Annotated in this window: 18 protein-coding genes; 10 read left to right on the top strand and 8 right to left on the bottom strand. The window is 66.8% G+C overall.

Features of this window, described 5'->3' with window-relative positions; all coding sequences use genetic code 11:
• Nucleotides 1-157 precede the first annotated feature (157 nt).
• The gene (locus ACV7NN_RS13630) at nucleotides 158-982 is read left to right on the top strand and encodes a hypothetical protein (RefSeq protein WP_463350112.1); all 825 of its coding nucleotides are present in this window, start codon (nucleotides 158-160) and stop codon (nucleotides 980-982) included.
• Nucleotides 983-1,033: 51 nt separating this feature from the next.
• Here ACV7NN_RS13630 and ACV7NN_RS13635 read toward each other — a convergent pair whose 3' ends face one another.
• The gene (locus ACV7NN_RS13635) at nucleotides 1,034-2,245 is read right to left on the bottom strand and encodes a toxic anion resistance protein (RefSeq protein WP_463350113.1); all 1,212 of its coding nucleotides are present in this window, start codon (nucleotides 2,243-2,245) and stop codon (nucleotides 1,034-1,036) included.
• A gap of 215 nt (nucleotides 2,246-2,460) precedes the next feature.
• Between ACV7NN_RS13635 and ACV7NN_RS13640 the strand changes: the two genes are divergently transcribed.
• Nucleotides 2,461-4,821 carry a LamG-like jellyroll fold domain-containing protein gene (locus tag ACV7NN_RS13640; RefSeq protein WP_463350114.1) on the top strand — a complete coding sequence of 787 codons (2,361 nt, stop codon included), beginning with the start codon at nucleotides 2,461-2,463 and terminating at the stop codon, nucleotides 4,819-4,821.
• A gap of 100 nt (nucleotides 4,822-4,921) precedes the next feature.
• Here the strand turns inward: ACV7NN_RS13640 and ACV7NN_RS13645 are convergent, their stop codons facing one another.
• Nucleotides 4,922-5,197 (bottom strand): metal-sensitive transcriptional regulator, encoded by a 276-nt coding sequence (locus ACV7NN_RS13645; RefSeq protein ID WP_463350115.1) that lies wholly within the window; start codon nucleotides 5,195-5,197, stop codon nucleotides 4,922-4,924.
• A gap of 412 nt (nucleotides 5,198-5,609) precedes the next feature.
• Between ACV7NN_RS13645 and ACV7NN_RS13650 the strand changes: the two genes are divergently transcribed.
• Nucleotides 5,610-7,262 carry an FAD-dependent oxidoreductase gene (locus ACV7NN_RS13650; protein WP_463350116.1) on the top strand — a complete coding sequence of 551 codons (1,653 nt, stop codon included), beginning with the start codon at nucleotides 5,610-5,612 and terminating at the stop codon, nucleotides 7,260-7,262.
• Between the two features lie 153 nt (nucleotides 7,263-7,415).
• On the opposite strand, the gene ACV7NN_RS13655 is transcribed toward ACV7NN_RS13650, so the two are convergent.
• Nucleotides 7,416-8,324 carry an alpha/beta fold hydrolase gene (locus ACV7NN_RS13655; protein WP_463350117.1) on the bottom strand — a complete coding sequence of 303 codons (909 nt, stop codon included), beginning with the start codon at nucleotides 8,322-8,324 and terminating at the stop codon, nucleotides 7,416-7,418.
• A gap of 174 nt (nucleotides 8,325-8,498) precedes the next feature.
• Between ACV7NN_RS13655 and ACV7NN_RS13660 the strand changes: the two genes are divergently transcribed.
• Nucleotides 8,499-11,354, top strand: a complete 2,856-nt coding sequence (locus tag ACV7NN_RS13660; protein ID WP_463350118.1) for an AAA family ATPase — start codon at nucleotides 8,499-8,501, stop codon at nucleotides 11,352-11,354.
• A gap of 128 nt (nucleotides 11,355-11,482) precedes the next feature.
• Nucleotides 11,483-11,842 carry a hypothetical protein gene (locus tag ACV7NN_RS13665; RefSeq protein WP_463350119.1) on the top strand — a complete coding sequence of 120 codons (360 nt, stop codon included), beginning with the start codon at nucleotides 11,483-11,485 and terminating at the stop codon, nucleotides 11,840-11,842.
• 88 nt (nucleotides 11,843-11,930) lie between these two features.
• Here the strand turns inward: ACV7NN_RS13665 and ACV7NN_RS13670 are convergent, their stop codons facing one another.
• Both ACV7NN_RS13670 and ACV7NN_RS13675 read right to left on the bottom strand, forming a co-directional pair.
• Nucleotides 11,931-13,511 (bottom strand): alkaline phosphatase family protein, encoded by a 1,581-nt coding sequence (locus ACV7NN_RS13670; protein ID WP_463350120.1) that lies wholly within the window; start codon nucleotides 13,509-13,511, stop codon nucleotides 11,931-11,933.
• A gap of 204 nt (nucleotides 13,512-13,715) precedes the next feature.
• Nucleotides 13,716-14,900 carry an FAD-dependent monooxygenase gene (locus tag ACV7NN_RS13675; RefSeq protein ID WP_463350121.1) on the bottom strand — a complete coding sequence of 395 codons (1,185 nt, stop codon included), beginning with the start codon at nucleotides 14,898-14,900 and terminating at the stop codon, nucleotides 13,716-13,718.
• A 93-nt stretch (nucleotides 14,901-14,993) separates the two neighbouring features.
• On the opposite strand from ACV7NN_RS13675, the gene ACV7NN_RS13680 reads away from it, so the two are divergent.
• Genes ACV7NN_RS13680 through ACV7NN_RS13700 form a run of 5 tightly spaced genes read left to right on the top strand, consistent with a single transcriptional unit; the run spans nucleotide 14,994 to nucleotide 19,979 of the window.
• Nucleotides 14,994-15,488, top strand: coding sequence for a MarR family winged helix-turn-helix transcriptional regulator (locus ACV7NN_RS13680; protein ID WP_463350122.1), 495 nt, complete (start codon nucleotides 14,994-14,996; stop codon nucleotides 15,486-15,488).
• Complete coding sequence (locus ACV7NN_RS13685; RefSeq protein WP_463350123.1) at nucleotides 15,478-16,527, top strand: cytochrome c oxidase assembly protein; 1,050 nt, start codon at nucleotides 15,478-15,480, stop codon at nucleotides 16,525-16,527. Before ACV7NN_RS13680 ends, ACV7NN_RS13685 begins: the two co-directional genes overlap by 11 nt.
• Entirely contained in the window at nucleotides 16,524-17,378 is an 855-nt protein-coding gene (locus ACV7NN_RS13690; RefSeq protein ID WP_463350124.1) for a cytochrome c biogenesis CcdA family protein, read from the top strand. Before ACV7NN_RS13685 ends, ACV7NN_RS13690 begins: the two co-directional genes overlap by 4 nt.
• Nucleotides 17,375-18,571 (top strand): redoxin domain-containing protein, encoded by a 1,197-nt coding sequence (locus ACV7NN_RS13695; RefSeq protein WP_463350125.1) that lies wholly within the window; start codon nucleotides 17,375-17,377, stop codon nucleotides 18,569-18,571. Before ACV7NN_RS13690 ends, ACV7NN_RS13695 begins: the two co-directional genes overlap by 4 nt.
• Nucleotides 18,572-18,581: 10 nt before the next feature.
• On the top strand, nucleotides 18,582-19,979 hold the full coding sequence (locus ACV7NN_RS13700) for an APC family permease (RefSeq protein WP_463350126.1): 1,398 nt from the start codon (nucleotides 18,582-18,584) through the stop codon (nucleotides 19,977-19,979).
• Between the two features lie 114 nt (nucleotides 19,980-20,093).
• On the opposite strand, the gene ACV7NN_RS13705 is transcribed toward ACV7NN_RS13700, so the two are convergent.
• Genes ACV7NN_RS13705 through ACV7NN_RS13715 form a run of 3 tightly spaced genes read right to left on the bottom strand, consistent with a single transcriptional unit; the run spans nucleotide 20,094 to nucleotide 21,331 of the window.
• Nucleotides 20,094-20,408, bottom strand: a complete 315-nt coding sequence (locus tag ACV7NN_RS13705) for a hypothetical protein (RefSeq protein ID WP_463350127.1) — start codon at nucleotides 20,406-20,408, stop codon at nucleotides 20,094-20,096.
• Between the two features lie 23 nt (nucleotides 20,409-20,431).
• Nucleotides 20,432-20,896, bottom strand: coding sequence for a GNAT family N-acetyltransferase (locus ACV7NN_RS13710; protein WP_463350128.1), 465 nt, complete (start codon nucleotides 20,894-20,896; stop codon nucleotides 20,432-20,434).
• Between the two features lie 3 nt (nucleotides 20,897-20,899).
• Nucleotides 20,900-21,331 carry a hypothetical protein gene (locus ACV7NN_RS13715; protein ID WP_463350129.1) on the bottom strand — a complete coding sequence of 144 codons (432 nt, stop codon included), beginning with the start codon at nucleotides 21,329-21,331 and terminating at the stop codon, nucleotides 20,900-20,902.
• Nucleotides 21,332-21,344: the final 13 nt, after the last annotated feature.

The raw sequence follows: 21,344 nt of genomic DNA on the forward strand, positions 1-21,344 counted from the left end.
CACCGGTCGCCCTCGACCGGAACCCGCCCTCTCGGCGCGTGCGCGCATCCGATCGCCGGCGGTCGCCCTCGGACGGGAACACGCAGCCGTCTCTGGAGCAGGTGCGGCGCGACGTGCTTGGATGAGCGGGAGGGCGATCGAGGGAGGGGGCGCGGCGATGACAGGACCCGCCACGGCCGAGTCCGACCCGCAGGCCTTCCTGAGGGATCTCATCGCGTCCGTCGCGCGCACTCTTCCGGCCGAGATCATGGAGCGCGTGCTCACGGTCGAGCGCACGCGGTCGCTGGCGGACCGCATCGCCCGTCGCCCCGGCGTGGTCAGCGAGGTGCGCCTCACCGGGACGAACGAATCGCTGACGCTCGGCTACGAGCCGGGGCCGCACTGGACGGCGGAATGGTCGCGGGTCTACCAGGGCGCCACGATCTCCCGGCACCCGATGACGCTCGGCGAATGGCTGACGGCGTTCGCCGGGCAGGTGGCGGCGCTCGCTGCGGATGCGGCGGGCGACTCCGCGGCCGGATCCCGCGCGCTGCAGACGCTGGGCATCGAACCGGCCGGTTCGGAGATCAAGGTCAGCGAGTCCACGCTCGAGGGCGACCTGCTGACACTGCCCGCGCGGCTCGGAAGTCGTGTGCCGTCCGAGGCCGTCGCGTCCGTTCGCCGCATCGCCGAACTGCTCGCCGACACCCTTCCCCGGGTCGTCGGCCAGGGCGAGGCCGAGGTGATTGTGCGGCTTACCGCGATGGTCTACCTGCCTGACACCCTGCGTGCGTACTTGTCCCTGCCCGCCGACTGGGCGGTCGAGCACGTCTTCCCCGATGGGACGACGCCGGGCCAGGCCCTGGTCGCCCAGCTCAGTGCGCTGGAACGCGCGGCGAAGAACATGCGGGATGCGGCGGTCGAGCACGATGCGTCCGCCCTGCTGATCAACGGCCGGTTCCTGGCCGACCGTTTCGCTCCGTCGCGACTCGACCTCTCCTGACCGGCGTCGTGCGGACCGCTCGGCTTTCAGCCGGCGCCCCGTTCAGTCCGCTCAGTCCGCTGCGGAGTGCGAGCGGTCGAGGTAGCTCCGCGACCGCGCCACCTGCTTCTCCAGGGCGTCGACGGTCACCGCCATCGTCTCCACCGCCTTCGCGCGGTAGCCGTCGATCGCATCCATCGTCGCGAACACCGTGTCGAACGCGTGTTGGAGGGTTTCGACGCTGACGCCCGTCGACACCGCCCCTTCCTGGACCATCGTCGTCTGCTGCTTGAGGAGCTCGCCGGTGCGGTCGATCATCGCGTTCGTCGCGTCGTTGAGCGCTGTGATCTGGTCGAGCACCAGCCGTTGGTTCGCGAGCGCCTGGGAGACGATGACGGCGGTCCGGAGGGCCGCGACCGTGGTCGTCCTGGCGCGCTCCACTCCTTTTATCAGTTCGAGGTTGTTCTTGCGCACGACGTCGAGCGCGAGATAGCCCTGCACCGACACGGCGATCTGCGTGGTGAGGTCCTGCCTGCGCTGGCGGATCGGGAACAGGGCGTCCGCGGTCAGTGCGTCGGCCATCCTCGGGTCCGTCGCGCGCAGTGCCGCGGCCCGGGCAGCGGTGGCGTCGTCGAGGGCGGCAGCGAGCGTGGCGTACTCACCGAGCTTGCCCATCGCCGTCCACAGGTTGGCGCGCTCGTGTTCGATGGCGGCGTTGTCCTTCAGCAGCTCGTCCTGCCCGGAGATCAGCGCCCGGATGATCGCATCCAGCTGCTTCTGCGCCGGCTGGTAGCGTTCGAAGTAGTGCATGAGCTTGCGGCCGCCCGGGATGCGCCCGAGGACGCCTTTGGGCCCGGCGAGGTCCGCGTGGCCGGGGTCGAGATCGGTGATCGTCGTGCGCAGGTCCTGCAGCGTCCGGGCGACCTGGGTCTGCGGGTCGGTGGGCGCCCCGCGTCCGCGCGCCGAGGCGAGGGATGACGATGGCCGTTCGAGCATCCGGTTGGAGACCTCGGCCGACGACCGGATCTCGTGCTCGCCCATCCGGGCGATGTCGTCGACCCTGCGTGTGAACTCGGGGCTGCCCGGCTCTTCGGCGGCCAGGCCGGCGACGAACTCGTCTGCCTTCTTCTGGAGCTCCGCGCGCTTCTCCGGTGCGAGGGCGATCATCCCGACCGCCTGGTCGTTCGCCAGCTCCGGGACCGCCGCCGGTGGCGTCAGCACGATGTCGGCACTCGGTTCCGGCTCCGCGGGCGTCGCCGCCTGGTTCAGGTCGATCTCGGACATCGGCATCCCCTCTCGCACACCTGACCTAAGCGTAATCGCGCCGAGATGGACAGGTACGGCCGAGAATGCCCGTTACACCGGGCCATCTCGGCCGGAACGGGCCATCTCGGCACCAGACGCGAACGGCTGAGGTCCCGGGCGGAGCTCCGGTCGGCTCAGCAGCAGGCCACGAATTACTTCGCGCGACAGCCCCAAACTGATGTAACCTCATTTTTATGGTGCTGTCTCTGGTGAGACGCGCACGTCCGCCGGTTCGCAGGTCATCACGATTGCGCGGCCTGGCGGGTCTTTCCGCGATCACTCTCGCGCTGGCTGCAGTACTCCTCTCGCAGCCCGCGCTGGCCGACACTGCCCCGCCTGACCCGACGAATCCTGCCACGCCGCCGACGGTGAGCGCCGACCTCCTGCCGACGCCGCAGATCAACGGTGTGGTGTGGTCGCAGGTCGTCGTGGGCAACACGGTCTATGTGGCCGGCAACTTCACAACGGCGCGACCCTTCGGCTCGGCACCCGGCGTGAACGCAGTCACCCGCAACTACGTGCTGGCCTACAACCTCGCGACCGGGGCACTCCTCCCGTGGGCGCCGAGCCTGAACGCCCAAGCACTCAACCTCGCCGCATCGCCGGACGGTTCGCGTCTCTACGTCGTCGGTGACTTCACCGCCATCAACGGCGCCGCGTACTACCGCGCAGCCGTGTTCTCCACCTCGACCGGAGCGATCATCCCCGCGTTCCGGCCGATCATGGGCAGTGAGATCCGCTCGGTCGCCGCCAGCAACACCACCGTGTACCTGGGCGGGTACGCGCAGACCGTGAACGGCGCCGCCCGGCTGTATCTCTCCGCCGTCAGCGCCGCGAACGGATCGACGCTCGCCTGGCGGGCCGACGCGAACGCTCCCGTCACCGCGCTCACGCTGACCACGGACGGAACCAAGCTCATCGTCGGCGGACGTTTCACCACACTCGGAGGGGTCGCGGCGATCGGTCTCGGCGCCGTGAACGCGAGCACGGCCCAGGTACTTCCCTGGGCAGCGAACCAACTCGTGCACGACAGTGGCACGAATTCGAGCATCACCTCCCTGTACGCGACCCCGACCGCGGTCTACGGCTCCGGATACAACTTCCTGGGCGGCAACGGTGCCGGCAACCTCGAGGGCAGTTTCTCGGCCGACCCGGCGACGGGGGCCGTCATCTGGATCGAGGACTGCCACGGTGACACCTACTCCGTGTTCTCGCCGGGGCCGGAACTCTATATCGCCGGCCACCCTCACTATTGCGGCAATCTCGGCGGATACCCCGAGACCACCCCGCGAGCCGTTCACCATGCGGTCGCGTTCAGCAAGGCCGCGACCGGCACCATCACCGCCGATCCGTACGGCTACCACAACTGGGCAGGGAACCGGGCGCCCTCTGTGCTGGACTGGTTCCCCACGTTCACGGAAGGGACCTTCACCGGCCAGGGCCAGGCGACCTGGAGCGTCGCCGGCAACGGTTCCTACGTGGTCTACGGTGGCGAGTTCCCGTCGGTGAACGGCGTCTCCCAGCAGGGGCTCGCGCGGTTCGCCGTCGCATCCATCGCGCCCAACAAGGTCGCCCCTCTGGGCATCCCGCTCACCGCGGTCGCGATCCCTGAACTCCCGGGCCAGGTGCGCGTGGCGTGGCCGGCGACGTACGACCTGGACAACGGCTACCTGACCTACAAGGTCTACCGCGACGCCGGCACAACGCCGATCTTCCAGTCCACCGTGCACTCGAACTTCTACACGAGACCAGGCGTCGGCTTCACCGACAACGGTCTCGCCGTCGGGTCCACGCACACGTACAAGGTCGTGGTCACCGACGCCTTCGGCAACACGAACACGCGCACCACGAACGTCGTCACCGTGTCGGGTGCCGCGCTGGGGGCCTACGCCGCGTCCGTCACCGCAGCGGGCGCATCCGCGTACTGGCCGCTCAGCGAGGCGAGCGGCCCGACCGCCCTCGACCATGGCGGCTTCACCGACCTCCCCGAGCCGAGCGTAATAGGTCACGGCACAGCAGGGCCGATCGCGGGCTCGACAGCCTCGACCTTCAACGGATCGACGACCGGGTTCATCGCCTCACTGAGCCGAGCGCAGGGCCCCAACACTGTCAGCGTGCAGGCCTGGTTCAAGACCACGACGACATCCGGCGGCAAGATCATCGGGTACGGAAACCAGAACACCGGGGGCTCGACCTCGTTCGACCGCCACATCTACATGGACAACACCGGGCACATCCTGTTCGGCGCCCGCAACGGCGTGACTCTCAAGAGCTCGGCCGCCTACAACAACGGCGCATGGCATCAGGCCACGGGCACGCTCGGCGCAAACGGCATGCAGCTCTTCATCGACGGCAGTCTCATCGCGAGCCGACCCGACGTAACGACCGGCCAGGCCTTCGTCGGATTCTGGAGGATCGGCGGCGACAGCGTCGCTGGATGGTCGAGCGCGCCGTCGAATCCGTACTTCACCGGATCCATCGGTCAGGTCGCGATCTACCCGAGCGTTCTGAGCGCAGCCACTATCGCCGCGCAGTGGCACGCCGCCGGGCACTGATCCCGTCGCCACAGCCGTAAACCCGCCAGTCCGGGATGCTCCGCCCCGGACGAGCGGGCGCGGAACGCGCGGGGTGGCGGGCGACGGGGAACCGGGACCGTCAGGCGAGCGTCATGAAGAGTTTCTCCAGCTCTTCAACGGTCATGGGGTCCGAATTGTCGTCCGAGTCGGTGAGGCACTTCTGCATCGCCGTGGAGATGATCTGGAAACCGGCCTTGTCGAGCGCGCTCGAGACGGCCGACAACTGGATCACGACGTCGCGACACTTTCCGCCGTTCTCCACGGCGGCGATGACCGCGTTCAATTGTCCTTGCGCGCGGCGCAGTCGGTTGAGCACCGGCTTGATGTCGGCGGGGGCGGGCGCGTTCTGGGGCACGATGGCCTTCTTTCTCCGAGGTGCTGCAAGGGCGCTTCCGGGATGGTTCTCCGGGTACCCTCCAGGGTATAGCGGGTCGTTCACGAATGCGGTGCTGTCGCTGTTCGCGCGTCCGGGTCGCGGATGCGCCTGGCCCATCAGCTTCTTCTGAACAGGCGCCCGAAGAATCCGCCACCAGAAGCGGCAGCCTCCTCGGCGGCAGTGTGGCCATTGCACCACTGGTCTGCGCGCACGCTCTTGCGCACATCCCAGACATGTTGGCCGCAGCCGGCCCAGGTGGTCTTGCCGCAGACCTTGCAGTTGACGGGGTAGCACATGACGTGTCCTTTCGAGGGGCGAACTGAATACCCCTACCGGTATAGTACGATACGGGTGGGGGTATACAAAACCAGCTTCCCGGAAGGAATCCATCATGAAGACGGTCATCGTCGGCGGTGTCGCCGGTGGGATGTCGGCAGCGACCCGCTTGCGCCGGCTGGATGAATCGGCCGAGATCGTCGTGTTCGAGCGTGGTCCCTATGTCTCGTATGCGAATTGCGGGCTGCCGTACTACGTCGGCGGAGTGATCCGCGACCGCTCGGCGCTGCTGCTGCAGACGCCGACGTCGCTGGCGGCGCGGTTCCGGTTGGATGTGCGCACCGGCCACGAGGTGATCGGCATCGACCCGATCCGCCGCACGGTCACGGTGCTCGACCTCGCCGGTGGCGAATCGATCGTCGAGTCCTATGACGAACTCGTCCTGGCCGTCGGCGCGTCAGCGCGCGAAGCGGCCGGTCACGGGGGCATCCCGACACGTACGCTCCGCACCGTCGAGGATGTGGACGCGATCGGCGTGCTGCTGCAGGCGGCCGGCGACGACCCGACCGTGCTCGTCGTCGGAGGAGGTTTCATCGGCCTCGAAGCCGTCGAGAACCTTGCGCGCCGGGGTATACGGGTGACGCTCGTCCAACGCGGTCCGCACATCCTCAGCCCGCTCGACGCCGAGATGGTGGTTCCTTTGGAGGCAGAGTTGCGGCGGCACGGAGTCGACGTGCGCACGTCGGTCACCATCGACAGGGTGGTCGGGAGCGAGGTGCTCCTCGACGACGGTGGCACGGTGCGGGCCGCCTTCATCGTCGACGCGTCCGGCGTCGTCCCGAATGTCGACCTCGCCCGCGCCGCTGGGCTGCGGCTCGGTCCCACGGGCGGGATCGCGGTCGACGGAGGCAATCGCACCAGCGACCCTTACATCCATGCCGTCGGGGACGGCGTCGAGAAAGTCGACGCCGTGTCGGGCGACGATGCGCTGATCACGATGGCCGGCCTCGCCAACCGCCACGGGCGCTCGGTGGCGGATGCGATCGCCGGTCGCTCCGAGCCCACCACGCCCGCGCTCGGCACGGCCATCGTGAAGGTCTTCGACACGGTCGCCGCCAAGGTCGGCTGGAGTGAGCGGCAACTCGTCGCCGCGGGCCGCGCCCACCGCATCATCCACACCCACCCGACCTCGCACGCCACCTACTACCCGGGTGCGCAGCCGATGTCGATGAAGCTGCTCGTCGACCCGGCGACCGACATGATCCTTGGGGCCCAGGTCGTCGGCGGCGAAGGTGTCGACAAGCGCATCGACGTCATCGCGGTCGCAATGGCCGGCGGGATCACCGCATCCGGCCTGTCGCGACTCGAACTCGCCTACGCACCGCAGTTCGGTTCCGCCAAGGATCCCGTGAACCAGCTGGGTTATGTCGCCGACAACCTCCGCGAAGCGGCGACACGTGCGATCCAATGGCACGAGCTCGAGACGGTGCTCGACTCGGGCGCGGCCCTCATCGACGTGCGAGCCCCGCACGAGCATGCCGAGGGCTCGATTCCGGGCTCACTCAATATCCCTGTCGACGAACTCCGGGAGCGGCTCTCCGAGTTGCCGCCTGGCCCGCTCGTGGTGCACTGCGAGGTCGGGCAGCGCGGTCACACGGCCGCGCGCATCCTCTCGCAACACGGCCGCGACGTCGTCAACCTCGACGGCGGCTACCGCACCTGGGCCGCGGGCACCGTGAGCCGCCACGGGGTGCTCGAACGTGTGTGACGGCGCGCCGCTATGTGCGGCGCGCGCACGACGCGGTTGACGCACGACGCGGATGAAAGGAACGGGTCAACACGAAGCGGGCGATGCCGAAGCACCGCCCGCTTTGCCGTTCGGTGGTCTGCCGACGGGATCGTCGATCCCGGCAGCGGCTGATCAGTGCTCCGCGAGGAAGCCGATGAGCAGTTCGTTGACCCGCTCGCCCTCGTCGTGGTGCACCCAGTGCGAAGCGTTCTCCAAGCGCTCGACCGCGACCAGGTTCGGCACGTCCTCCGGGTGCGGTTCCGCCAGGTCGGCGCCGAGAAAACGGTCCTGCTGCCCCCAGATCACGAGGGTGGGCGCAGCGATCGTGAGCACCTTCTGCTTCGAGCCCAACCGCACGGCCGCACGGTAGTAGTCGATCATTCCTTTCGCCGCGCCCGGCTGCGACCAGGCCGTGCGGTACTGGTCCAGTTCCTCATCCGTGAAGGACGGCTGTGCGTCGCGGAAGAACCGGGCGAAGAACGCCCAGTCATTCTTCGCGGCGTGCCGTTCCGGGGTGCCCTTCAGCTGGAAATAGAAGAAGTACCAGCTGCGCTCGAGTTGCCGTGGGCTCTTGAGCCCCTCGTTCAGCTTGCGCGGGTGTGCCGCATTGAGGATGACGAGCCGCTCGACCACCTCGGGGTGGTTCATCGCCAGGCTCCAGCCGATCGATCCGCCCCAGTCGTGGCCGATCACGGTGGCTGTCTTGCTGCCGAGTGCTGGGATGAGCCTGCTGATGTCCAAGGCCGGCTTGTCTGCGGTGTAGTCGACGTAGTCCTCCGGCTTGGACGAGAGGTTGTAGCCGCGCAGGTCGGGTGCCACGACGCGGTACCCGGCGTTCACGAGCGGGGCGATCTGCTCGCGCCAGCCGAACCAGAAGTCCGGGAAGCCGTGCAGGAGGAGCACCAGCGGGCCGGTGCCGGCCTCGACGTAGTGCAGCGTGATGTCGTCGCCGACCCGGGCGTAGCCGTCGTGGAGTTCCACTCCGATTCCGAAGGCCGAGCGGGCGGTGGAGGCGGAAGCGGTGGTGCTTGTGGTGTTCATGATCGATCCCCTTTCTAGAGATCTCGTTGTTGATGCCAGCAATGCTCGTCGCCGCAGCGTGTGCTCGCGCCCGGGGAACCCCCGGGTCGATGCCCGGGCGGGATCCCCCGGAGGGCGCACTCTTGCCCACCCGTGCCGTTTTTCCGTACCATCGGATCGGGCGGTGAATCGACCATGGAGGGTCAGGAATCTCCTCACGTGCTGCTGGGCAGGCGTGAGGAGCGCGAACAGCTCGACGGGCTTCTGACCGCCGCGGGGTCGGGGCACAGCGAGGTGCTGGTGCTGCGTGGTGAGCCCGGTGTCGGCAAGACGGCCCTTCTCGATCAGCTCGTGAACCGAGCCGACGGCTTCGCGATCACGCGCGCGACCGGCGTCGAGTCGGAGGTCGAACTGGCCTACGCGGTGCTCCAGCGACTGTGCGTTCCGTTCCTCGGCGGGATGGGGCGGTTGCCTCAGCCTCAGCAGGACGCGCTCGGCACAGCGTTCGGACTGCGGACCGGGGTGGCCCCGGATCGGTTCCTGCTCGGGCTCGCGGTACTCGGACTCTTCGCCGAGGCGGCGGAGCAGCGGCCATTGCTCTGTGCCATCGACGACGCCCAGTGGATCGATACCGCGTCAGCACAGGCGCTCACCTTCGTCGCGCGACGGATCTCGGCTGAGCGGATCGCGATGGTGTTCGTCCTCCGCGATCGGACCGACTCGACGGATGCGACCGAGGATGCGGACCAGCAGGAGGCCCCGGTGTTCGACGGGCTTCCGGTGCTCCGACTGCGAGGTCTTGCTGAGGCAGACGCGGTCGCGCTGTTGAACTCGGTGATGGTGGGACCCCTGGACCAGCGAGTAAGGGATCGCATCGTCGATGAGGCTCATGGCAATCCACTCGCCCTGCTCGAGCTCCCGCGCGACCTCGACACGTCATGGCGCGGGCTCGGAGCCGTCTCGGCAGAACACCCCGGACCCCTCACCGGTCGGCTGGAGCGGGAGTTCGCGCGACGCCTCGCGCGGCTGCCCGAACCGACACGACAGCTCATCCTGATTGCGGCCGCCGACCCGTCGGGTGACGCCGCGCTCCTCTGGAGGGCAGCCGAACGGGTGGGAATTCCACCTGACGCCGTCGTGCCGGCGCAGGATGCCGGCTTCCTCGACGTCGGTGCGCATGTCGTGTTCCGCCATCCGCTGATGCGCTCGGCAGCGTATCGCGCAGCATCCGAGAGCGACCGGAAGAGAACGCACGCGCTCCTCGCAGAGTCGCTCGGCCCCGCTGATCCGGACTACGCCGCCTGGCATCGGGCGGAGGCGGCGAGCGGTGTCGACGAGGCGATCGCCGACGAGCTCGAGCGCTGCGCCGAGGGTGCCCGTGCCAGGGGCGGATGGGCAGCCGCCGGCGCTTTCCTCACCCGTGCGATGGAGCTCAGTCCGGATCCGGGACCGCGCGCGCGTCGGGCGCTGGATGCGGCCAATGCGCGGTTGCAGGGGGGAACTTCCGATGGCGTGTCATCGCTGCTGGCGATAGCCGTGGCCGGCCCCCTCAGCGAACATGATGACGCGCGGGCGGAGTTGCTGAAGGCCGAATTCTCCTTCACATCGGCGCGAGGGCGCGAAGCTCCCGCGTTACTGCTTCGCGCCGCGAGGAGATACGAGCGGCTGGACGCGCGGGTGGCGCGCGCGACCTATCTGGATGCGTTCGCCGCGGCTCTGTTCGCCGGCCGGATGGCGAGGGACGGGGGCGCGGTCGAAGACGTCGCTCGGGCGATCGAAGGCGCGCGTTTCACCGACGCCGGCGATCCCGCGTCGCCGTGCACGATGCTCTTGGATGGGCTGGCGAAGGTCGTCACCAGCGGATACGCGAACGGCATCCTGAAACTCCGGTCCGCCGTGACGGCGATGAGAGACGGTGCGTTGCCCGATGAGGACGCGCTGCAATGGCTCTGGCCGGCTTCGCGCGCGGCGCGAGCCATCGGCGATTCCGCCGCCTGGTTCGAGTTGACGGACCGGAATGTCCGGCTGGCGCGGTCCAATGGGGCGCTCGCGATGTTGTCGATGGCCCTCACCGAGCGATTCACCGTCGAGCTGTTCAGCGGCGACCTCGCGGCCGCGCTCGCTCTGCAGGCCGAGGCAGACGCCGTTGCGGCCGCGACAGGTACGGCGCTCAGCCCGCACATCGCGTTCCTGCGTGCAGCCTGGAGCGGCAGCGAATCCGAGGCTCGTGCACTCCTCGAGTCGAGCAGTCGCGACGTATCAGCGCGCGGGGAGGGGCTGTTCGTGACGGGGACGGAGTTGATCAGTGCTGTCTTCCTGAACAGCTACGGGCGCTACGAGGAGGCACTGGCCTCGGCTGAGCAAGCTGCGGAGCATCCCCTCGAGGTCGGACTGTCGACGTGGGTGTATCCGGAGCTCATCGAGGCAGCGGTGCGCTGCGGAATGGCGCAGCGCGCCCAGGCCGCTCTGGCACGGCTGGCCGACATCGCACTGGCCAGCAACACCGACTGGTCGCTCGGGACCCTCGCCAAGTGTCGTGCGCTGCTCTGTGAGGACGAGCGCGCCGAAGCGTTGTATGAGGAAGCAGGCGTACTCCTCGAACGCGCTCAGGTCGGCGTCGCGACCGCCCGCTCTCATCTTGTCTACGGTGAATGGTTGCGACGCGTCGGGCGTCGGAGAGACGCGCGCGAGCAGCTGCGCCTGGCTCTCGCGTTCTTCGACGACGCGGGCATGACGGGGTTCGCGGACCGAACTCGTAACGAGCTCGCGGCGACGGGCGAAACGGTTCGCGCGCGCTCGGCCGACACCTCGAACCTGCTGACACCCCAGGAGGCACTCATCGCTCGGCTGGCAGCAGAGGGTCGGAGCAATCCGGAGATCGGAGCGCAGCTCTTCCTCAGCCCGCGAACGGTCGAATGGCACCTCAGCAAAGTATTCACAAAGCTCGGTGTGTCGACACGGCGAGAACTGAGGTCATCGGCGGCGAGTCCGTTCGGTCAGCGACTGGGAGGGCTTCCGCAAACACGACCCGATCCCGCTGTGCTGAAGTGAACACTGGGCTCGTCCACCGCGCCGTCAACCCCTAGAAAGCTCCTCGTTTCAAGGCCTTTGCTTGGAAGGCACGGCTCAGAAGATTCTTTGCGAGGAGAATTCGATGTTCGAAGATTGTGGAATTCCGGATGAAGTCCGGTCATGAGGTCGAAGAGCGGGGGCGCCCACTGATGTTCCTCGAAGTGCTACGGGTGCTTTACGGACTTCTCGAACTCGGTTCTCCCGATGTCGTTTCGGGGGCGGCACTCGGCCGGGCGACCGACAAACGGCTACGCATCACCATCCGGATCCTCGGAGTCAGGCATGTCGTGCAGGGCGTCCTGACGGCGGCGAGCGCAGGGCGACTCCATCGGGCGGGTGGCGTTGTCGACATCGCCCATGCTCTGAGCATGGTCGGATTGGCGGCGATCGACGCGAAGCGGCGGCGCGCAGCCATCGCGAGCGCGGCGATCGCTCTGCTCTTCGCCGCCGGCGAATTGAGGCGATGACTAGCGCGACCTCCAAGGGGATCGCCCGGGACATAGGTGAGCGGATGCCCTCGACTGGACGGCCGAGGGCATCCGCTCACTTCAGGACTCAGTCGTCAAGACCCGTGCGGATCCCGGTGAACAGCGGGTTCACCTTCGCATCGCGCGTGCCGAGCGGCGCGAGGTGGAACGCCTTCTCGATGGTGGCCATGATCGACGTGGTGTCGTACTGCGTGTGATCGACACCGGATGTCTCGAACTTCGCGCTGACGAGGAGGGCGGGCACGCGGGTCCCCGGCCCCCACTTGTCCACGACCGGTGGCGCCACGTGGTCAGCCTGCCCACCGAATTCGTCGTACGTCACGACCACCAGAGTGTTCTTGGCGTCCGGCCCGCTCGTGATGGTCTTCAACAGGTCGACGAGGTGGTCGCTGCCGTCCGGCTCGCTCGCGTATCCGGGGTGCTCGTTCTCGTCACCGTACGGCTTGACGAAGCTGACCGTCGGAAGCGATCCGCTCTTCGCTGCGGCGATGAACGCTGTTTCGTCCTGCAGATGCGCCCTTCCCGGCTGTCCGGGAGCGTAGGCGGCGAAGTAGTTGAACGGCTGGTGGTGGTACTGGAAGTTCACACCGGGGTGTCCAGCGACGGCGTCATTCCAACCGCCCGCGTACCAGTTCCACGAGATCCCCGCAGCGGTCATACGGTCGCCGATGTTCGGGTACTTCGTGTCGTCGATGAGTGGCAGTTGCGCTCCTCCTCCGTGCGGGGCCGAGGACGGCTGGATGGTGTTGACAGCGAAGTTGCCGCACGCGGCCGCATAGTCGTTCCCGCCACCGGCACACGCTTGGGTCCACTGCGTGTCCTTGACCGGGCCCGTGGCCGTGTATTGCGGGTAGCTGGTCGGCATCCCGTTCGCGTCGAGCACCGAGTTGTTGACCGTAGTGGTCGTGTCCAACGGAGTGCGGGCCGCGATCAGCCACTGGTGGTTGAGGAATGAGCCGCCGAACGCCGCCTGGAAGAAGTCGTCGGCGATGACGTACTTCGGAGCGCCGGTCGAGTGCAGATACTGGTAGATCGGCAGTTGCGTCGTCGCGTACTGGCCCTGGGTGAGGCCCACGGCATCCGAACCGGTCGTGTACCGGTCCATCTTGCCGCCATCCTGCTGGTACTGCTCCTGGTAGAAGCGGTGGACGAGGTCTCTCGTGCATCCACCGGGCGCGCCGGTTCCTTTGAGCCATCCATTCGGCTTGAAGGGCGTGCCGGGCACAGCCGGCGGACAGGTGGTGTCGGTCGGCGAGATGTAGTCGTCGATCGTGAACGTGTGATTCGTGAAGTGGCTCGCAGGGATGCCGTGAGCCGCGTCCGTGCACGTGGAGGAGAGGGGCGGCGACGTCAGGTTCACGTCGACCTGCGGCAGACAGCCGAAGGGTGTGCCGTCCTGGGCGACCTGGGCGACGCTCTGTGTGCCGTTGACGGCGTGGCCGTTCACCGAACCCCACCCGCCGTACAGGTTGTCGAACGAGTGGTTCTCCTCGTAGATCACGACGAGGTGCTTGAACCCTCCGGGTATGGTCGATGGATGCCCGTTCGACGACCCGCCGGGAGCCGCAAGCGCGGCGCCGGACGGGATCGCGGTTCCGGCTATCGCGAATGCGGCGATCGTGGCGAGAACGATGAAGCGTTTGAACATAAGGACTGCCTCCATATCATGTGAGAGCTGAGGCGGCACCCCTGAGGCGAGGCCGCCTACGTTCCGCCTCCTATGAAACACCTCTGTGCACGCCAAGTGTGAGTGCAGTTCACGATTCGTGGCCATTGGGCCCCGCGGGCGAAGGCTGGCGTCGTCGCGGGCCGAGCTCACCTTGTTCACGCGCTCCCGGCGACCCGCACTCGATCACGACGCGATGCGTTTTACGATCTGTTGTGCGGCGAGGCGGTCGATGATCGGGAGGCCGGCCGCGCGGATGACCCAACGCCGGGCGAGTCGCTGCCAGTTCTTCGAAGGGAGGAAGGATGCGGCGGCCTTCCTGCCCGAGACCTGCGCCGCCTCCACGACCGGTCGCCACCTCGTCTCGAATTCGGCCAGAGCACTTCCGATATCAGCTAAAGAGGGGACCGGACCGAGCACGTCTCCGAGAAGTGCCCCGCCCGCGATGGCGAGCGAGCCGCCCTGCCCGGCCAGAAGTGACACGGCACCGGACGCATCCCCGACAAGTATCGTGCGCTCGCGATGCCAGGTGGGCATGACGATCTGGGCGACGACGTCGTCATAGGGGTTCTCGGGGCACAACGCCAGAAGCCGATCGACGGTGTCGCCGAGTCCACTGAAGTGTTCGCGAAGCCGCTCGCGGCTGCCTGCGCGATGATCGCCGCTGATTGTCACGTCGTCGCGGTAGACGAGGAACGCGGCGACCATGCCCGCGCGCAGGCCGTACATTCCCGCCATCCGGTCGAGGCTGTCCGTCAACACGAACCTGCCGCTGAAGAGGGCGTTCAACTCGGCGGATTCGGCGATGTACGCGGCTGCCCGCATCCCCAGCGGGCGCAGGAAATCCGGCTCGGCGCCGAAGAGCTGAGCGCGGATCTCGGAATGGATTCCATCTGCACCGATCAGAACATCCCCGTCGTAGGCCACGACCTGCGCGCTTCCGACCTCGACAGAAGCGCCGCTCGAATCCTCCGAGGCTCGGGTGACCGCCGAGTCGTAGTGCACGCGAACGCGACCGGGCGGGACATCGTCGAGTGCCGCGAGCGCGGTCGTCTCCATGTCGGGACGCATGAGGCTCAGGACCCTGCCGCCTGCGGCTCGCGAGAACTGGTCGTAGTCGAGCCGCGACATGACCCGGTCATTCGAGTCGACGTAGTCAGCGGACGTCACCTGGTAGGAGACCTCGGCGAGCCGCTGGTAGAGCCCGATGCGCTCAGATGCTGCGACCCCGGGGCCGAAGAAGTCCATCATGTAGCCGTCGGAGCGCGGGCCGGGCGACTTCTCGAGCACGTCGACCTCCCAGCCGGCGAGTCCGAGTTGTCGGGCCGCCACCAGGCCGGCGATGCCGGCACCCACAACGATGGCTCTCATCGATTCGTCCTTCTGGCTGGTCGTGAGTCAAGTATGCACCTCATGTGTACTATTGCAACAGTTGCAAACATGCATTGATCAAACGGAGTGCTGATGACCGAACATCCGAACCCTGAAGGCGACCTGTCGGGCTTTCCGAGCGAGGCGACAGAGGCGACGCTCCGAGCATCCCGGGCATTGCTCGGAATCGTGGCCCGTTCCGTCGCAGACGCCTTGGACGTGGTCACGCTCCCTCAGTTTCGGGTGCTGGTCGTTCTGGCCGGGTCCGGGCCGCTGCGAATGGGTGCCCTCGCTGCGCGGGTCGGCGCCGTGCCATCGACGTTCAGCCGAACGATCGATCGGATGAGCGACAACGGCTGGGTGTCGCGCAAGGAGAGCCCGGAGAGCCGGCGCGAAGTTCTCATCGACTTGACCGCCCATGGAAGACAGCTCGTCGGGCACGTGACAGAGAAGCGACGGCGGCAGGTTGCCGCGATACTGTCGGCGCTGACTCCCGACCAGCAGCAGTCCATCGTGGCCGCTCTCGACCTGTTCTCGGAAGCGGCCGGCGAGCCCACCCCGGAGGACCTGCTCACACTTGGTCTCTGACCAGCTCCGGCTATTGGCGTCGTCGCCCACGGGCGACGGCACGTCACCCGTGCACTCGATGACCGGGATGATGTGGATGCCGATGCAGCCCCCGGATTTCGCCCGGTTGGCAGCGATCCACCTGCAGCCGGTTCCGATCCTCCCATTCCTGGCAATCGTTCTGCTTGCACTGTATGCGGCGGGCGTCATCCGGTTGAGGCTGCGCGGGGATGGATGGCCTGGCGCCCGCATGATCTGGTGGACCGCCGGCGTCGTGGTGATCCTCTCGATGACGGCGACAGGCATCGACGGGTATGGGATGGAGCTGTTCAGCGCACACATGGTGCAGCACATGGTGCTCTCGATGCTGGCGCCGATCTTCCTGGTCCTCGGTGCTCCCATCACTCTGGCCCTTCGCGCTCTCCCCGCAGGGCAGAGGAAATCCTCCCTGCGTTCGCTGTTGCTCCGATTCCTGCACAGCAGGTTCGCGATCGTAGTCACCCATCCGGTCGTCACTGTCGCACTGTTCCTGATGAGCCTCTACGGGCTCTATTTCACCCCGGCTTTCGACTACCTGATGGGTACGATGTGGGGACACAACCTGATGCTGCTGCACTTCCTCGCGATCGGGTTCCTCTATTTCTGGGGCCTGCTCGGCATCGACCCGTCGCCGCGTCGTGGATCCAAGGGGGTTCGTCAGCTGAGCCGTCCGGTGCAGCGGATCTTCGAACTGGTTGTCACTGTGCCGTTCCACGCGTTCTTCGGGGTGGTGGTGATGATGTCGGTTGGATTGATCGTGCACTTCTATGCGATCCCCATCGCGGGCTGGAACATTGCGCCGATCAGCGACCAGATTCTCGGTGGGGGCATCGCGTGGGCTTTCACCGAGCTGCCGACCCTCGTTGTGCTGGGGGTGCTCTTCATGCAGTGGCAATCCGCCGAGACCCGACATGAGCGCCGCTCCGACCGTGCTGCTTATGCGAACGGTGACGCGGACCGGGAGGCCTACAACGCCTACCTCGCCGACCTTGCATCTCGTGACTCCGAGGCGGGGCGATGAACATACAGTCACCCGTCGTGTATGCGTTCACCCTGGGCTTGGTCGCGGCTCTCAATCCCTGCGGATTTCCGCTCCTGCCCGCCTATCTCGCGCTCTTCCTGGGCGAGGGGGAGGCGGGCACAGTCGGTGTCCGGCTGCGGCGGGCGCTTCTCGCCGGCGTGACGATGACTGTCGCGTTCATCGCTGTCTTTCTGTTTGTGGGGCTTCCACTTGCGGCCGGCTTCCACGTGATCGGCGGGTGGACGCCGTTCGTCATGATCCCGTTCGGAGTCGCAATGGCTGTGGTCGGGTTTCTCGGGGTTCTGCGACACTCTGTGCGGTTGCCGGTTCCGACCATCCGATTCAAGGAAGGCCGGGGATTGGTGGCCATCGCAGGATACGGGGTGGCCTACGCGGTCGCTTCGTTGAGTTGCGGTCTTCCGCTGTTCGTGTCGGGTGTCGCCGGGTCGTTCGGGGGAGGACTCATAGCGGGTGCCCAGGCCCTCCTCGCATACTCTCTCGGCATGGGAGCGCTCGTGCTCGGCGCAAGCGTCGTCGCCTCGCTGGTCGGCGCCGAGTCGGTGCGCATTCTCGGCCGGTTCTCGCGGGCCGTGCCGACGATCGGTTCGACCCTGATGTTCGCTGTCGGTGTCTACCTCGTCGTCTACTGGTCCCAGGTGGCGTTCGCCCCGACCCGTGCACCGGCCGTGGCGGTCGTACCGGACGCCGTACAGGGCTGGCTCAGCGGCATTGTGGACTCTTCGCCCCTGGTCATCGGGGGACTACTCGTCCTCATCGTCGTGACCGCGCTCCTCGCCGCCGCTATCGGTCGCCGTACGTCGACCCGGATGAAGGGAACACGAATCGAATGAGATCTGAAACGCGTCGCCGGAGCCGAAGTTGGCTGATCTGGCTCGCCGCAGCGGTGACGGTGCTGATCGCTTTCACATTCGTCGTGTTCGACGCTCTCGTGCCGCACAGCAGTTCAGCGACGTCGACGACGCAAACAGTGCCAGGCGTCGACGCCGCGGCCGCAACCCTGATCCAGCTGGATGTGCTCGAGAAACCGCTGCTCCGGGCCCCGAACTTCTCGCTCACCGATCAGCACGGTCGCCACGTCGATCTCGCCTCGTTCGCCGGTCGCGCGGTCGTGTTGACCTTCAATGACGACCAATGCAAGGACCTCTGCACGCTCCTCGCTCAAGACGTGGTGCAGGCGAACAAGGTCCTCGGCGCTCGCGTGAAAGACGTCGCCTTTGTCTCGATCAACGCCAATCCGTATTCTCCCGACGTCGCGTCGGTGCGTTTGTGGACGAATCAGCATGGGTTGAGTGACGCCGCGAATTGGTCATTCGACACCGGCGACGCCTCGAGTCTTGCCGCTGTCGCACTGGCATATGGAGTGCCGATCGAGAAGAACGACTCAGAGAAGTCTGTGGTTCATGGGACGGAGATCTTCTTCATCAACCCGCACGGATACGAATCAGAGCTCGGGGAGTTCGGGACCGATTCCGCGAACACAGCCGCGTTCGGCCAGGCGATGGCTCAGACGGCGGTCGACCTGCTTCCGACCAGTCAGCGGGGGACTGTCGGCCACGTCACCGACGCGGTCGACTCAAACACCGGAGCGGCCGCGATCGGAAGCGACCCTCAACCGTTCGTCCTTCCCTCGCTTCGCGGCGCGGCGCGCCTTGGTGTCCCCAAAGATCCTGGCCGTTACACAGTCCTGAACTTCTGGGCGAGCACCTGTTCAGCCTGCGTCGGTGAGCTTCCCGCCATCCAAAGTGTCTATGCGCAGCTGGGCCATCAGGTGCGCTTCCTCGGAGTCGACGTATCGGACAGCGCCGCTGCGGGCAGCGAATTCGCAGGGATGGCAGGGGTCAGCCACCCTCTCGCCTCGGACGAATCGGGCACGATCGCAGGCCGGTACCGGATAACAGGACTCCCTTACACGGTGATTCTCGATCCGCACGGAACGGTGGTGATCCGGCACGCCGGCGCCTTCACCGCCGAACAACTCCGATACCTGCTGCAGTCTCTCGTCGGGGGCGGCGGCACTGGGTAGTGTGAGCCGGGTGACCGCTACCCGCCGTTCGCTCTCGTCCGGACCGTTGCTTCTGCTGGCGTTCGCATTCGCGGTGATGGCCGACCCGGTCTCCTCCGTCGCGTATGCGGTTGAGGCTGCACTGCGAGCACTGCACGGAGACCTTGCGCTCCTCGTCCCGACGATGGCCCTGGTCGTGGCGATCATCGCGTTGGTGATCGTGAACTACCGGCAACTGATCGCCCGGTACCCGCAGGGTGGCGGAGCGTCGGCGGCCGTGGGGGAGGCGTTCGGTGACGGGTGGGCGTTCATCCCGATCGGGGCGCTCGTCGTCGATTTCGTGCTGACAATCGCGATCAGCGTGTCGGCGGGCGCGTCGGCGATCATCGCGTACTTTCCGGCCCTGGCTCCGCTACGTCTCCCGCTTGCCCTTGTGCTCGTGCTCATCGTCGGCGGCCTTACATGGTTCGGCCATCTCGGGCGGCTGCTCTTCGCCGTCCTCACGATCGCCTTCATCGTGGTCGCGGTCGCGGTTCTCGCCTTTGGCCTGTTTGCGAGTCCGCATCCGACGGGGACGATCACGAACACTACTGGGCGCTCGGCGCCGTTGGCCGTGCTGCTCGCGTTCCCGGTGGCGATGGCGCTCGCAACGGGAGTCGAGGCGCCATCGTCGGCGATCGCGCAGCTCGGGCAGCTCGACAATGATGGGCGCCGGCGTTTCGGCCAGATCACGTTGTGGCTCACCCTCGCCATCGTCGGAACCATCACCCTCGGCTTGGCCTGGGAAGCAACCCGGCTCCAGGTCGGCATCCCACCGGCCGAGTCGACCCAGATCGCCGAACTCGCACGGGTGGCGGCGCCGCAACCACTCTTCGCGGCGTTCCAACTCGTGACGGCGCTCCTGCTCCTGTCAGCTGCCAGTTCGTCGTTCCAAGCGGGCCCGGGTCTGTTGAAATCCTTGGCCCGCCGGCCGTCGACGCTGGGTGACCCGGCCGGGATCCTGCCCGCGCCTCTCGGCCGGACGAACCGCCACCACACGCCGTACTGGGGCGTCGTCGTCTTTCTTGTCATCGCCGCGATCGTTACCGCGGTCGCCGGGGGCAACGACCAAGAACTGGTTCTCTTCTACGCGGTGTCCGTCTTCCTCAGCTTCCTCTCCGGGCTGCTTGCCATGGCTGTCTTCTCGTGGCGCGCTCGGCGCATCGGCTCGTTCTGCCTCAATGTCGTCGGCGCGATCGTCGTCGCCTTCACGTTGGTCGCAAATCTCTCCCGAGTGACACCCATTGTCAGTCTGGTGGCGGCGCTCGTCGTCGCGGGCGTTCTCTATTTCGTCTGGGTCCGCAGTGGTCGCCCGCGCGGAATCCGAAATGCTGCCGCGGAGGCCGAAGCGGAAGCTGCAGCCGAAAGCGACGAGGCAGTCGGCGCATGAGATCGACGGGAGGGGAGCAGCGCCAGGGATGACGACACGGAGCGCCCTGATCTCGGGTGGGAGTTTCTCGGGTGCGACGGGATCCTGTCCGTCAGGCCGATTGCGCGCGGTTCTTCACTGCCGAACCCTCGAGCCCGGCGAGCAGTCTCGCATCGCCGGGGAGACCATCTCGAACACCGACTCGACCGAGGTGTACTCGAAATAGCCCATCCGAGCGATCGGACGGATCCGCACGACGTCGAGCTGTCCGTCATCAGTGAGAGCGTCGTCATCGATGTGGACGCCGACCACCCGCGCGAAGACCACGTCGACGGTGCCCCGATTTCCGCCTCCGGGCAACCGGACGGTGTTCAGATACTCGCACTCGAACCGCACCGGCGACCCCGCGACCATCGGCACATCTACGCGCGTGGCGATTTCCTTCTGCAACCCCGCTCGGTGGAATTCATCAATTACCTAAGCGCCTTCCTGAAGAAGACCCGTTGGTAGCCGTCGTCCACAGTCCGATGCGTCTCGACGTAGCCATGCCGCGGATAGTAGGCCAGGTTCGCGGTCATGGCCACGTTCGTGTATAGGCGGATCTCGCTGCGATGCGACTCGATCGCGTCGAGCTCTGCTCGCGCAAGCAGTAAGGCGCCGATTCCACCGCCCTGAGCGTCAGGTGCGACAGCGACGTTCTCGAGAAGCAGGAATCCCGGCATATGTCGCGTCACGACGAAGCCGATCGGCTGACCTGCACGATCGACGATCCAGACCCGACACGTTTCGATCAGCTCGGCGTAGTCGGCCAGCATCGGCGCCGGCTCGCGTCCAATCAACGGAACGTACTTCATGTAGGCGGCCCGTGCGATGAGCCTCAATTCAGTTGCATCGTCGATCGTGGCGCGCCGAATGGACACGTATTCGTCGATTCCCACCGTCTAGCCCTGACCTTGGTCCCACAGCCGCCACCCCGACTTCGTCTGCCGGAAACACAACGACCACGGCTCGGTGCCCGCCTCCATGGATCCGTCGCTGCTTGCGGTGATCGTGATCATGTAGTCGATGCATTCCCCGTCGTCGCCCGCCCGGCTCACCGTCTTGTACGAGATCAGTCGCGGGTCGTCGCACCACGCCCAGGTGTTGGCTGTGGTGAGCGCGCGGGTCATTCCGCAGTCCTGATGTTTCGCGGCCTCGATGTACGTGTGGGCGACCGTCGACATCGGCGCGAAGGCACCGGGGACCGGGCCTCGAGGCGCCGGGTTCAGCAGCACGTAGGCCAAAGCGATGCAGCCCGCGAAACCGACGACGATCGTCAGGGTAACGACCAGCACCTTCGGCCGAAACCGGCCGGTGACAGGAGTGTCGGTCATGGTGCGAACCTAT

This window comes from Leifsonia sp. Ger2509 (genome assembly GCF_055231915.1).